This is a genomic window from Streptomyces hokutonensis (genome assembly GCF_000376565.1).
Lineage (GTDB): Bacteria > Actinomycetota > Actinomycetes > Streptomycetales > Streptomycetaceae > Streptomyces > Streptomyces hokutonensis.
This window is the reverse complement of record NZ_BARG01000021.1, coordinates 188,319-200,783: the sequence shown is the minus strand read 5'-3', so window position 1 is coordinate 200,783 and position 12,465 is coordinate 188,319. Positions and strand designations below refer to the sequence as shown.

16 protein-coding genes are annotated in these 12,465 nt (G+C 70.8%); 9 read left to right on the top strand and 7 right to left on the bottom strand.

Features of this window, described 5'->3' with window-relative positions:
• Positions 1-59: 59 nt before the first annotated feature.
• Entirely contained in the window at positions 60-680 is a 621-nt protein-coding gene (gene coaE / locus SSP08S_RS10995) for a dephospho-CoA kinase (RefSeq protein ID WP_019067642.1), read from the top strand.
• Between the two features lie 50 nt (positions 681-730).
• Positions 731-1,111 carry a tetratricopeptide repeat protein gene (locus tag SSP08S_RS10990; RefSeq protein WP_019067641.1) on the top strand — a complete coding sequence of 127 codons (381 nt, stop codon included), beginning with the start codon at positions 731-733 and terminating at the stop codon, positions 1,109-1,111.
• 21 nt (positions 1,112-1,132) lie between these two features.
• On the opposite strand, the gene SSP08S_RS10985 is transcribed toward SSP08S_RS10990, so the two are convergent.
• Positions 1,133-1,399, bottom strand: coding sequence for a DUF6343 family protein (locus SSP08S_RS10985; protein WP_043259387.1), 267 nt, complete (start codon positions 1,397-1,399; stop codon positions 1,133-1,135).
• A 102-nt stretch (positions 1,400-1,501) separates the two neighbouring features.
• Here SSP08S_RS10985 and SSP08S_RS10980 point away from each other — a divergent pair, with 102 nt between their 5' ends.
• Together SSP08S_RS10980 and SSP08S_RS10975 are read left to right on the top strand one after the other, a co-directional pair.
• The gene (locus tag SSP08S_RS10980) at positions 1,502-2,416 is read left to right on the top strand and encodes an acyltransferase domain-containing protein (protein WP_019067639.1); all 915 of its coding nucleotides are present in this window, start codon (positions 1,502-1,504) and stop codon (positions 2,414-2,416) included.
• A gap of 139 nt (positions 2,417-2,555) precedes the next feature.
• The gene (locus SSP08S_RS10975; RefSeq protein WP_026178380.1) at positions 2,556-3,236 is read left to right on the top strand and encodes a class I SAM-dependent methyltransferase; all 681 of its coding nucleotides are present in this window, start codon (positions 2,556-2,558) and stop codon (positions 3,234-3,236) included.
• 22 nt (positions 3,237-3,258) lie between these two features.
• Here SSP08S_RS10975 and SSP08S_RS10970 read toward each other — a convergent pair whose 3' ends face one another.
• The gene (locus tag SSP08S_RS10970) at positions 3,259-3,831 is read right to left on the bottom strand and encodes an RNA-binding S4 domain-containing protein (protein ID WP_019067637.1); all 573 of its coding nucleotides are present in this window, start codon (positions 3,829-3,831) and stop codon (positions 3,259-3,261) included.
• Positions 3,832-4,167: 336 nt separating this feature from the next.
• Here SSP08S_RS10970 and SSP08S_RS10965 point away from each other — a divergent pair, with 336 nt between their 5' ends.
• Both SSP08S_RS10965 and pip read left to right on the top strand, forming a co-directional pair.
• Positions 4,168-4,860 carry a uracil-DNA glycosylase gene (locus SSP08S_RS10965; RefSeq protein ID WP_019067636.1) on the top strand — a complete coding sequence of 231 codons (693 nt, stop codon included), beginning with the start codon at positions 4,168-4,170 and terminating at the stop codon, positions 4,858-4,860.
• Between the two features lie 40 nt (positions 4,861-4,900).
• Entirely contained in the window at positions 4,901-5,863 is a 963-nt protein-coding gene (pip, locus tag SSP08S_RS10960) for a prolyl aminopeptidase (RefSeq protein ID WP_019067635.1), read from the top strand.
• A gap of 30 nt (positions 5,864-5,893) precedes the next feature.
• Here the strand turns inward: pip and SSP08S_RS10955 are convergent, their stop codons facing one another.
• Positions 5,894-6,559: a GntR family transcriptional regulator gene (locus tag SSP08S_RS10955; protein WP_019067634.1), complete on the bottom strand. Its 666-nt coding sequence runs from the start codon at positions 6,557-6,559 to the stop codon at positions 5,894-5,896.
• 185 nt (positions 6,560-6,744) lie between these two features.
• On the opposite strand from SSP08S_RS10955, the gene SSP08S_RS10950 reads away from it, so the two are divergent.
• From SSP08S_RS10950 to SSP08S_RS10940, 3 genes are all read left to right on the top strand, one after another.
• Positions 6,745-8,205 (top strand): NCS1 family nucleobase:cation symporter-1, encoded by a 1,461-nt coding sequence (locus SSP08S_RS10950; RefSeq protein WP_019067633.1) that lies wholly within the window; start codon positions 6,745-6,747, stop codon positions 8,203-8,205.
• Positions 8,206-8,210: 5 nt separating this feature from the next.
• Entirely contained in the window at positions 8,211-9,005 is a 795-nt protein-coding gene (locus tag SSP08S_RS10945) for an aspartate/glutamate racemase family protein (RefSeq protein ID WP_019067632.1), read from the top strand.
• A gap of 114 nt (positions 9,006-9,119) precedes the next feature.
• Positions 9,120-10,073, top strand: a complete 954-nt coding sequence (locus SSP08S_RS10940; protein ID WP_019067631.1) for a glycoside hydrolase family 6 protein — start codon at positions 9,120-9,122, stop codon at positions 10,071-10,073.
• A 1-nt stretch (position 10,074) separates the two neighbouring features.
• On the opposite strand, the gene SSP08S_RS10935 is transcribed toward SSP08S_RS10940, so the two are convergent.
• The 4 genes from SSP08S_RS10935 to SSP08S_RS10920 all read right to left on the bottom strand — a co-directional run bounded on the left by SSP08S_RS10935 (position 10,075) and on the right by SSP08S_RS10920 (position 12,455).
• Entirely contained in the window at positions 10,075-10,551 is a 477-nt protein-coding gene (locus SSP08S_RS10935; RefSeq protein ID WP_019067630.1) for a GNAT family N-acetyltransferase, read from the bottom strand.
• On the bottom strand, positions 10,548-10,973 hold the full coding sequence (locus SSP08S_RS10930) for a RidA family protein (protein WP_019067629.1): 426 nt from the start codon (positions 10,971-10,973) through the stop codon (positions 10,548-10,550). The genes SSP08S_RS10935 and SSP08S_RS10930 overlap by 4 nt, the downstream gene beginning before the upstream one ends.
• A gap of 86 nt (positions 10,974-11,059) precedes the next feature.
• Positions 11,060-11,713, bottom strand: coding sequence for a hypothetical protein (locus SSP08S_RS10925; protein WP_026178379.1), 654 nt, complete (start codon positions 11,711-11,713; stop codon positions 11,060-11,062).
• Positions 11,714-11,792: 79 nt separating this feature from the next.
• Positions 11,793-12,455 carry a hypothetical protein gene (locus tag SSP08S_RS10920; RefSeq protein ID WP_019067627.1) on the bottom strand — a complete coding sequence of 221 codons (663 nt, stop codon included), beginning with the start codon at positions 12,453-12,455 and terminating at the stop codon, positions 11,793-11,795.
• Between the last annotated feature and the right edge of the window lie 10 nt (positions 12,456-12,465).

Sequence of the window (12,465 nt, the reverse complement as noted above, 5' to 3'; positions counted from 1 at the left end):
CAGTCGGCGGTCGCCGGTCGCCGGGTGGCCTGTCAGTGACAGGCCGTAGGCTTCTGTCCATGCTGAAGGTCGGCCTCACCGGGGGCATCGGTGCCGGTAAGAGTGAAGTGTCGCGGCTGTTGGTCGGATACGGCGCCGTCCTGATCGACGCCGACCGCATCGCACGCGAGGTCGTCGCGCCCGGAACTCCCGGGCTCGCGGCCGTCGTCGAGGCCTTCGGCGAAGGCGTGCTCGGCGCGGACGGCGGCCTCGACCGGCCGAAGCTGGGCTCCATCGTCTTCGCCGACCCCGAGAAGCTGGCCGTCCTCAACTCGATCGTCCACCCCCTGGTCGGCAGACGCTCCCGCGAACTCGAAACCGCCGCGGCCGACGACGCCGTGGTGATCCACGACGTCCCCCTCCTCGCCGAGAACGCCCTCGCCGCGCTGTACGACCTCGTGATCGTCGTCGACGCGAGCCCCGAGACACAGCTCGACCGGCTGGTGCGGCTGCGCGGCATGACCGAGGAGGACGCACGCGCGCGCATGGCCGCCCAGGCGACGCGCGAGAAGCGGCTCGCCATCGCGGACATCGTCATCGACAACGACGTACCCCTGGAGGCGCTCGAGCGGCGCGTACGGGACGTATGGGCCGAACTCGTGCGCAGGGCACACGCGCCCCAGCAGCCACCCCAGGAATAGCGGGCCTTTCATCGGGCGTTGAAACGTGCGAGCGAGGGAAGGAATTCGCCGTGCCCGAGAACAGCGGAACGACCGGACGTACTCCGGAGACGCATGTCATCGACTTCCGTGCCGCCGAGCAGCTGCTCGCCGCGCGGGACCCGCGGGGCGCGGTGAAGCTGCTCGACAACGTCATCGACGCGCACCCCGAGAACACCGCCGCCCGCCTGCTGCGCGCGCGTGCCTTCTTCGCCGCCGCACAACTGCGCCCCGCCGAGCTGGAGTTCACCATCGTCCTGGAGCGCGAGCCGGACAACGCGTTCGCGCACTTCGCGCTCGCCCGCACCTACGAGCGGCAGGGACGCGCCGACCAGGCCAAACGCCACTTCCGGCTGGCCGCCGCACTCGATCCCCAGCCGCAGTACCTGAAGGCTGCCCGCTTCGACGGGTAGGCTCCCGTGCGCGCGAGCCGGTCAGGGGTGGCGGTGCTCCGGCGGCCGGTACGGCGGAATGTCGGGGCCCGGCTGGTAGTGCGGGCCCTGGCGCATATGTCTGAGGATCATGGTCATGTCGATCGTGACGACCAGCCACAGCACCCCGCAGGCCGCCGCCCAGCCGGGGCGCCCGGCGAGCGCGAACGCCGCCGTGCCGAAGATCGTCCAGACCAGCCCCCACACGCTCAGCCAGAACCGCGCCCGCAGCGGACTGCGCGCGGTCGTCGGCTCACTGCCCGTACGCATCAGGATCACTACTCCTCCTTGAAACGTACTCTTCGGGTCGGACGTTCTCCACAGGTAGGAGACGCCACAGGTAGGGGACTCCACAGGGAGGGGAAACGCACTGTGCTGCCGGACGCCGAGGAACTGCCCGAGATCCTGCTCGACCTCGCCGTACCCCACGAGGACATCAACGAACTGGTCCGACTGCGCCGGGTGCTGGCGCGCGACACCGACGCGATGCGGCTCCTGGAAGAGTGCGTCGAGGCGCTGGTGAAGGACATCGGGGAGCACGGCCACTGGACCCGGCTCACCGAGCTGCTCCTGGCCCGGCTGCCCGAGGCCCCGCCGGAGATCGGCACCTACTTCTCCGTGTACGTGTTCGCCGCCGCGCTGCCCGCCACGCGCGCGTACCACCGCGAACGCGGCATCCCCGCCGACGTCTCCCAGCACACCCTCGCCGACCTGGGCCGCAACATCGCGGTCAACCACAAGCGGTACGGCGCGGGAGGCGTACCCGTCCCGCAGTGGCTCGTCCCGCACTTCCGCGGCGAGCTGTACCAACTGGGGCGACTGCAGTACGAACGCGCGCGGCTCGGGGAGCGCACCGCGCGGGGGCTCGCGGCGGCCGGACTCGACGTCGAGCCGGGGACACCCTGCCTGAACCTGCACATCCCCGACTTCCAGGGACCGCTCTCGCCGGCCGCCTGCGACCGCTCGCTCGACCTGGCCCGCCCGTTCTTCGCCCGGCACTTCCCCGAGGAACGCCACGCGGTCGCGGTCTGCCACTCCTGGCTGCTGGACCGGCAGTTGAAGCAACACCTCCCCGCCGACTCGAACATCGTCCACTTCCAGGAACGGTTCCGGGTGGCCTACGACGACAAGGAGCCGGCCGACGCCGATCCGGTCCAGTTCGTGTTCGGCAACTCCGGACTGCCGGTGGCGACCCTGCCTCGGCGCACGTCGGTGGAGCGGGTCGTCGGGGACCATCTGCGGGCGGGCGGGCACTGGTATCTCGGGCACGGGTGGTTCCCGCTCTGAGCCCGGGCCCGCCGTCCGGGTCCGGCAGCTTCCGCTCCAACGGTTGCCTCTCCAAAGGGAATTGACTCGTACGGGTGAACCAGTGCGAGTCGGGAACGGGCGTGCGGACGCGGGCCGTTGGACGGGCATGCGAATCGAAATGCGTGAGGGGCATGAGGGGACAGGACCCGGGGCGATCACCCCGGACGGCTGCGCGGTGGAGCTGTACTCGCGGCTCCCCGTGGGAGCGGAGCCGGACATCATCACGGCGGCCGTGCCGGCGGGCGCGCGCATCCTGGAGCTGGGCAGCGGGGTGGGGCGGATGACCCACCCCCTCCTGGAGCGCGGATTCACGGTCACGGCGGTCGACGAGTCCGCCGAGATGCTGGAGCGGGTCGGAGGAGCGCGCACGATATGCAGTCCGATCGAGAACCTCGATCTGGGCGAGACCTTCGACGTGGTGATGCTCGCGTCGTTCCTGGTGCACGCCGGGGACGAGGAGGAGCGGCGCGCACTGCTGCGGACCTGTGTACGGCACGTCGCGGCGGGCGGCTGTGTGCTGATCCAGCGGGAGGGCGAGGACTACCACTCGAACCTGCCGCGCGAGCGGGCCGACCCCAGCGGCTTCACTGTGCGGATCGTGTCGGCGGATCCGGTCGGGGACGGGGTCAACTCGGTGCGCGCGGAGTACGTCTTCCCGGACGCGGTCTGGACCCAGACGTTCCTGGCCCGGCCGTTGACGAAGGACCAGTTCGAGGAGGCGCTCGCGGAGGCGGGACTGAAGGTGGACAGCTATCTGACACCGGACCGGGTGTGGGTGCGGGCGGTGCCGATGGACTGACAGCCGACAGCCGCGCCGGATCTCATCGTTGGTTGCCCCGGCGGGTGTTGTGGCGGGCGGTGCCGTGCGCTCCGCGATGCGGATCGGGCGTTTCGCCGGGGGAGTTGGGGGTGGGCAGATCGCGCAGCCGTTCCAGCTCGCGGCGGTCGCGCTTGGTGGGGCGGCCGGTGCCGCGGTCGCGGATACCGGCGGGGGCGACGGTCTCGCGGGGCGGGGGCGGCGGGGAGTTGTTCACATAGCACTCGGCGGCGACGGGAGCGCCGACCCGTTTGCGGATGACGCGCTTCACGACGACGATCCGCTCCCGGCCCTCGTGGCGCAGGCGTACCTCGTCGCCGACGCGGACGGAGTGGGCGGGCTTCACCCGCTCGCCGTTGACGCGGACGTGGCCGCCCTTGCAGGCGGCGGCGCCCATGGAGCGGGTCTTGACCAGCCGGACGGACCAGATCCAGCTGTCGACGCGGACACTCTCGCCGTTCGAGGGACCGGCGGCGACGGCGGCGGCCACGGCATCGCCCTGCGGTTCGGGCGCGGGGCGACGGTCGTCGGTCTCGTCGCTCACGTCGTCGCTCTCGTGCACGCCCTCGGAAGCCATGCCGTGATTTTAGTCCCCGGGGGAGAGCGGGCAGGGGCGGTTGCCGACGCTGCTGGTCGGGGTGATCGGCTGATCCGAGGCTGCCCGGTGCTCGGCGAGGTCCTTGCCGGAACGCGCACGGTCCTTGCCGGAGTCGGCGCGGTCCTCGGCGGAGCCCGCGCGGTCCTCGCCGGAGCCCGCACGGTCCTTGCCGGAGTCGGCGTGGTCCTCGGCGGAACGCGCGCGGTCCTCACCCGAGCCCGCGCGGCCTCGCCGGAGCCAGCACGGTCCTCACCGGAACCGGCACGGTCCTCGTCCGGGCCCCTGCGGTGATCCCCTGGCCCGTACGGTGAGGGGATGAACCTGTCCGACCTCGATCGCGGGATCACCGGCTGCCGGGCCTGCCCCCGGTTGGTCGCCTGGCGCGAGGAGGTCGCCCGCACCAAACGCGCGGCCTTCGCCGACTGGACGTACTGGGGCCGCCCGGTTCCCGGCTTCGGTCCCGCCGACGCGCCTCTGCTGATCATCGGCCTCGCCCCGGCCGCACACGGCGCGAACCGGACCGGCCGCATGTTCACGGGCGATCGCTCCGGGGACGTGCTGTACGAGGCCCTGTACGACGTGGGTCTCGCCTCGCAGCCGACGGCCGTGAGTGCCGACGACGGCCTGGAGCTGTACGGCGTGCGCATCACCTCGCCGGTGCGCTGCGCACCGCCCGACAACAAGCCGACCCCCGAGGAGCGGAACACCTGCCGCTCCTGGCTCGTCGACGAACTGACGCTGCTGCGGCCGACGTTGAAGGCCGCGATCGTGCTCGGCGGCTTCGGCTGGCAGGCCGCGTTGCCGGCGTTCGCGGCGGCGGGGTGGGCCGTGCCGAGGCCGCGGCCGGTGTTCGGGCACGGGGTGCGGGTGCCGCTCGACGGCCTCGACCTCTTCGGCTGCTTCCACGTCAGCCAGCGCAACACCTTCACCGGAAAGCTCACCCCCGAGATGCTGCGGGACGTGCTGCGCACGGCGGCCGGGGCGGCGGGGCTGCCCGTCGCGCGATAACCGGTGGCGGGCGGCTCGCGGCGGGCGTTACGGTCGCCGGATGGGCCTGTATCCGGAGATCGAACCGTACGACCACGGCATGCTCGACGTCGGGGACGGCAACCTCGTCTACTGGGAGACCTGCGGAAACCCGCAGGGCAAGCCCGCGGTAGTGCTGCACGGCGGCCCGGGATCGGGCTGTTCCCCTTACTCGCGGCGCTTCTTCGACCCCACCGCCTACCGGATCGTGCTGCTCGACCAGCGCGGGTGCGGACGTTCCACACCGCACGCGAGCGTCTACGACACCGACATGAGCGTGAACACCACGGCTCACCTGATCGCCGATCTGGAGCTGCTGCGACGGCACTTGGGGATCGAGCGGTGGCTGGTGCGGGGCGCGTCATGGGGGTCGGTGCTCGGACTGCGGTACGCGCAGACGCATCCCGAGGCGGTGTCGGAGCTGGTGCTGACCTGTGTCGCGAGCGGTTCCAACGCCGAAGTGACCTTGCTGACCAGGGGACTTGGGAAGCTCTTCCCGGAGGCGTTCGAGCGGTTCGTCGGTGAACTGCCCGTGGGGGAACGCGACGGGAACCTCGCCGCCGCTTACAACCGGCTCATCGAGTCTCCCGACCGGGCGGTGCGGGAGCGGGCGGCGCGTGCGTGGACCGACTGGGAGACGGCGATCATTCCGGCGCCGCCGCGCTCCGAAGAGCGCTACGAGGACCCGGAGTTCCGGATGTGCTTCGCCCGCACCGTTACGCACTACTTCGGCAACGACCACTTCCTCGGCGAGGGCAACGACGAGGGTGTCGTGCTCCGGGACGCGCACCTGCTCAAGGGCATCCCCGGCACCCTGGTCCAGGGCAGCCTCGACCTCGGCAACCTTGTCGGTGTCGTCTGGCGGCTTCAACAGGCCTGGCCCGACAGTGAGTTGGTGATCGTGGACGAGGCCGGGCACGACCTGAGCACGCCGGGTGTCGTGGAGGCCCTGGTGGCGGCGACGGACAAGTACGCCCGCCGCTAGCCCAGTTGGTAGTCCAGCCCAGTTGATCGGCTAGTCCGGTTCGTCGCCGAAGAGGTGGCGCACCGTGGAGCGGTAGTTCGCCTGGACGTGGCTGAGGGCGTGGGCGCGGGCCCGGTCCGGGTCGCCGGAGGCGATCGCCTCGTACAACTCCTCGTGCTCGGTGAGGAGCTGGGGCCACTCCTCGTTCTGCCGGGTGAGCCAGCGCAGCCGGCCGTCGACCGGTTCCATGACCGAGATCAGCAGGCTGTTGCCGGCCAGGGACAGAATCCGGTCGTGGAAGCGGGTGTTGACGTCGGTGATCGCCTCGGCGTCGTCGGACCTGGTGGCTTCCGCCGCGCTGTCCAGCAACTCCCTTAGTTCGGCGAGTGCTTGAGGGGTGGCGCGGGACGCGGCGAGCCCGGCCGCGTACACCTCCAGCGCCTCGCGCAGCTCGAACAGCTCCTTGACGTCGGTCGGGGTAAGCCGCCGTACGACCGTACGGCGCGCCGACTCGAACAGGACGAAGCCCTCCGCGACCAGGGCCCGGATCGCCTCCCGGACCGGCACCCGCGAGACCCCGAAGCGCTCGGCCAGCTCGCGTTCCACCAGCCGGTCTCCGGGACGGAGACGACCGGCGATGATGTCCTGCCGCAGGGTCGCCAGGACGCGTTCGCGCACCGCCCCGAGGGGTTCGATCTTCGCTGTCATGGAGCTCATGGGGCCATCTTCGCCGACTCCGGGGGTCTTTTACGGAGCGTTAACAGTGGGGACATCGGCCGGAACGGTTGACGGGAGGACTATGACGGCAGTTTGGTATACCAAACGACATCGACGGCCGTCCCGCTCACTTCTCCCACCCCCCACCCCTCCTCGCACCTCCGTCCCCTTGCCCTGGAGGCCCCGTGTCCCTCGCCGACCGTGCCGAAGCCACCGGCACCCCAGCGTTCGTCCCCGACCCCCGGCTCACCAACGAAGACCTCGCCCCCGCCGACAAGCGCAACTGGAAGGTCTTCGACCTCTTCGCCATGTGGATGTCGGACGTCCACAACCTCGGCAACTACACGTTCGCCGCGGGCCTGCTGGTCCTCGGCATGAACGTCTGGCAGGTCTTCACCTCTCTCCTCGTCGGCTTCGTGCTCATCTACGTCGGCATGAACTGGATGGGGAAGATCGGACAGGCGCACGGCGTCCCGTTCCCGGTCGTCAGCCGTATCAGCTTCGGCGTCTGGGGCGCCAACATCCCGGCCCTCATCCGGGCTGTGATCGCCATCATGTGGTACGGCATCCAGACCTACCTGGCGTCCGTAGCCGTCAACGTGATGCTGCTGGCCGCCTGGCCGGGCCTGGAATCCTGGACTCACCACTCCTTCCTGGGACTTGACGCCCTCGGCTGGGTCTCCTTCGTGTCCCTGTGGCTGATCCAGGCGGTGATCATCAGCCAAGGCATGGAATCCGTACGGAAGTTCCAGGACTTCTGCGGCCCCGCGATCTGGCTCGTGATGATCGCGCTGGCCATCTGGGTGCTGGCGAAGGCCGGTTGGTCGATCTCGCTGACCTCCACCCCGCACCCGGTCTCGTTCGGCGAGCAGTGGCGCCAGTGGTTCGGCGCGATCGGCCTGATCCTCGCCACCTACGGCACCCTGATGCTCAACTTCTGCGACTTCTCCCGCTTCGCGCCCGACTACAAGACCGTCCGCCGCGGCAACTTCTGGGGCCTGCCCATCAACTCCACGGCGTTCGTGGTCGTTTCGGTCATCGTCACAGCCGGCTCGCTCGAGGTCTGGGGACAGGCCATCACCGACCCGGCCGAGTTGGTCGCCAAGGTCGGCAACACCTGGGTGATGGTGCTGGGCGCGTTCACGTTCGCCGTCGCCACCATGGGCGTCAACATCGTCGCCAACTTCGTCTCACCGGCGTACGACCTGGCCAACGTCTGGCCGCAGAAGATCACCTTCAAGATCGGCGGCATGATCAGCACGGTCGCCGCACTCGTCGTCACCCCGTGGAACCTCTTCTCGAACCCCACGGTCGTCAACTACTTCCTCGGCGGCCTCGGCGCCTTCCTGGGCCCGCTGTTCGGCGTGATCATGGTCGACTACTACTGGGTGAAGCGCGGCCGTATCGACGTGGACGAACTCTTCGACGCGACCCCCGGCTCCCGCTACTACTACCGCAAGGGCGTCAACCCCAAGGCCCTGTGGGCGTTCCTGCCCTCGGCGGGCGTCGCGGCCGTACTCGCACTGGTGAAGACGTTCAGCGACGTCGCCCCGTACTCCTGGTTCATCGGCACGGCACTCGGCGCCGGCCTGTACCTGCTGATCTGCCGCTCCGAGCGAACCGCCGCCCAGCCTCTGGAGGTCTGACGAGCGTGCGCATCGTCGTCACCAACTGCAACACCACGCAGGAGATGACCGAGGAGATCGTACGAGGTGCCCGGGCCGCCGCAGGCCCGGGCACCACCGTGACCGGACTGACCCCCGCATGGGGACCGGAGTCGGCGGAGGGCTGGCTCGACAGCTACCTCTCGGCGGCGGCCGTCATGGACCTGCTGCGGACATACGACGGCCCGTCCTACGACGCGGTCGTCATGGCGGGTTTCGGCGAGCACGGACGGGAAGGCGTCCGGGAGTTGGTGGACGTACCGGTCGTCGACATCACCGAGGCGGCCGCCCACCTGGCCTGCCTGCTGGGCCGCCGCTACGGTGTCGTCACCACGCTGGAACGCTCCTGCGGCCAGATCGAGGACAGCCTGGAGCTGGCGGGGGTGGGCCGCAACTGCGCGGCGGTGGTGGGGACGGGGCTCAGTGTCCTGGACCTGGGCGGTGACGAGGCCCGCACGGAGGCCGCGTTCCTCACGGCGGCGGAACGGGCGCGCGCGGCCGGCGCCGAGGTACTGGTGCTGGGCTGCGCCGGGATGACGGGACTGCAGCGGGCGGTGGGGGAGAAGCTGGGGCTGCCGGTGGTCGACGGGGTCGGCGCGGCGGTGAAGCTGGCGGAGTCGCTGGTGGGACTGGGACTGAGGACGAGCAGGGCGGGGAGCTATGCGCGGCCGGTGCCTAAAAGGAGGGCGTGGGGCAGCGCCCCTTCAGGGGCGCGGGGAACTGCGCGACCAGCCACGACGCCGCCGCAGCCGCCAAACAACACATCGCGGCACTCTCGATAGCGCATCCATAGGGGTGATCTCGCAACGACCTGACCGAAGCTACGGCGACTCGTCGAGGTGTGCCCCGCAAACTCCCGGAAGGACAAGACCCCACCGGCAAGAACGGAGCCTCCCTTGCCCACGCCGGTACAGCGAGCCCTCCTCGCCACGCTCCTCGCAGGACTCTGTGCCGGGGCAACCCGCGACGTACCGGAACCCTTCTGGACCACCCCCGACTCCCGAGCCGCGCTACAGGCGGCCATCTGGCGCGAGGACGGCCGAACAGCCGACGCCACGCTCATGGACCGCATCGCCACCAGACCCGAGGCCGAGTGGCTCAACGGCCCCGACCCCGGCCCGGTCGTCCGCGCCCGCACCACCGCCGCCGCCCGCGCCGGACAGACCGCGGTCCTCGTGGCGTACTACATCCCGAACCGCGACTGCGGCCAGTACTCACTCGGCGGCGCCCCCACCGCGGCCGCCTACCGCACCTGGATCGACGAGTTCGCGACCGCCCTGGGCGACCGGGGCGCCTACGTCGTCGTCGAACCGGACGCCGTCGCCCAGGTGGTCGCCGGCTGCACCCGGGTCGTGGCGACCGACCGCTACGCCCTGCTCGCGTATGCCGTCGACCGCCTCAAACGTCAACCACGCACCCACGTCTACCTCGACGCCGGCAACTCCGGCTGGATCCCCGAGGCCTGGCGACTGGTCGACGCGCTGAAGGCGTCCGGGGTCGCCCGTGCCGACGGGGTCGCTCTGAACGTCTCCAACTTCCAGACGAACAAGGTGAGTTCGGCGTACGGCGACGAGCTCTCCAAGGACCTCGCCGGCAAGCACTACGTCATCGACACCAGCCGCAACGGCAACGGCCCCTACGCCGGCACCGACGCGTGGTGCAATCCGCCCGGCCGCGCACTGGGCACCCCGCCGACGACCCGCACGGACAACCCCCTTCTCGACGCCTACCTGTGGATCAAACGCCCCGGCGAGTCCGACGGCACCTGCCGGGGCGGCCCGGCGGCGGGCGAGTGGTGGCCGTCGTACGCCTTGGAACTGGCCCGCAACGCAGCCAACGCAGGCCCCTGACCTAGGACTTGGGCTCCCACACGTACCGCACATCGGGCTCGCGCTCCTCGTTGCCGCTGCCGTCCGTGAACTCGACGGCGACGAAGCCGTGCCGCTCGTAGAACCGGTGCGCGGGCTTGTTGACCTGAAAGGTCCACAGCTCCAGGCCCTCCGGACTCCGCTCCTTGGCCAGCTCCACGAACCGGTCCCCGAGACCGCGCCCGCGCCAGTCCGGATCGAGGTAGAGCTGCGACAGCAGACCGCCGTTGAGCACCATCAGCCCCACAACTCCGCCGCCGTCTCCCGCATCGGCCACCCACACCTCGCGCAACGGCACGACGACATCCCGGAAGTATTCGCGCACGTCATCGGCGGACCGCGGGCTGACAACGGTCGGCAGCGCGGCGGCGAAGGACCGCAGCCACACGTCGGCGACGGGGCGAGCGTCGGGGGCGGTCGCCCGGCGGAGGGTGACGGCGGTCCCGGGGTCGGAATTCACGGCTGCGCCACCTCTTCCGGTGCGGGCGGTACGACGGCTGTCGCAGTGATCTCCACGAGCTGCCCGCGGTACCCGAGGCAGGCCACGCCGACGAGCGTCGACGAATGCGGCCCCGCACCGAGCCCGGATGCCTCGACCACCTCCCACACGGCGGACAGCACCGAGGGCTCACTGCTCACGACGTACACGTCCGTCGCCACGACATGCTCCAAGTCGCTGCCGACCGCCCGCAGTTGCTCACCCAGATTCACGAGCACCTGCTCGGCCTGCCGCACCGCGTCCCCCTCACCGACCACGTTGCCGTCGGCGTCGAGCGGAACGGCACCGGCGAGGAGGGCGAGCTTCGTCCCGGCCTCGACGACGGTGGCGTGGGAGTACGTGGGCGGTGGAAAGAGACCGGGGACGGTGACGCGTTCGAGCACGGGGTCTCCCAGGGGTGGGGGTCGGCGGCGGGCTTCGCCCTGCGGGACGTCAGCGGATCACGTGGACGACGGCACCCGCATCCGAATTACCGGCGGACTGCCGCCAGCCGGCGTTCGCACTCCTGTGCAAGGAGCGGGTACGCCTCGGTGATGGCCGCGTAGAGCCGGCGCCGGAGCAGTTCCTCCGCCGCGGCGCGGCCGGTGGTGCCGTGCAGCCCGCTCAGGAGTTCGTCGTAGCGAGTCAGGCGATGGCGCAGATAGTCGACCTTCCACCGGTCGAGCTCGGAGGGATCGGCACCTTCGACTGTGGCTGTGTACGTGCGCTCCTCGTCCTGCCGGTTGCGGTGCTCGACCGCCAGTGCCGTCAGCCGCTGCGGGGTCAGGCGCGGTACGTCGATCGGCTCGGCCGTGATGCGCGTCAGGACCTCCCGCCGCCTGCGGCGAGCGGCGCTCCTGGCCGCGGCGGACCGTCGCGCGGCAGTCGCCGCGACGGCCCGGAACGCGTCGCTGCGCTCGGCGGTCTCGACCCGTTCGACGCGGTACAGGCGGGTCGGCGGGGACGACCTGACATGCGGGTTGGCCCGCAACAGATCGGGTTCGCCGAGCAGTTGACGCACCATGCCGGCGGTCCATCCCCGCGCGCGCAACCCGGCCGCCGAGAGATGCGTCCGTGCGGCCTGCGGGTCGCCGCCACCCGCAGCTTGCCCCGGCCCGCTCTCATACATCCCGTGCGCTGTCATCGACCGCTCCCCCGTGGTGACTCTCAGTGACCACTCCATTGAAGCGCGCACCACTGACAATCGGTCCGAGGGCCCGGTCTCAGGCCGCGAGAGCGACTTCAGCCGGTCGTGTCGGAGGTGTCAGGACCCCGCTGAGCCTCCGGGGGGGGGTGCCCCGATTCGCCGCCGTCGGCGTGTTCTCGGGGCCGCGCGGTGCGGGCAGGTCGATGAGGTCGCTGACTCCCGCCACCTCCTGCAAGGTCCGGGCCAGTGACATCAGCGAACTCCGCACCTCGGAGATCGCCCGGCGCAGCGCGTCCTCGTGTTCCCACTCCCGCTCCCACGCCACCGGGTCCCGGCCCTCGGGCCGCTGCGACTCGTAGGCCGCGAGGCGGGGATGCCAGGACGCGAGCAGGGGGCGCAGGACGCGGTTGAGGACGGTGACCGCGAGGACGGCGAAGCTGACGTGGCCGGGGGCCAGGGGCGGGGCGATGTCCGGGCCGTAGCGGCGGAGTATGTCCCGGGTGGTGCCGAAGAAGGTGTAGAGGGAGGACAGGGCCTCGCGCAGGAAGCCCTCGTCGGGGGAGAGTTCCTCGACCGAGACGCGGGTGACCAGTTCCAGGTACAGCTCCCAGGCCGCGCTGCGTTCCGCGTCGGCCGGTTCCCAGGTGCCCGAGATCTCGCCGACGAACGGGATCGTCAGCCTGGCCGTGATCTGCGACGGACCGCCCGGACCCCGCCGCCTGCGCTGCCTGTGTCTCATGATCGCCCTC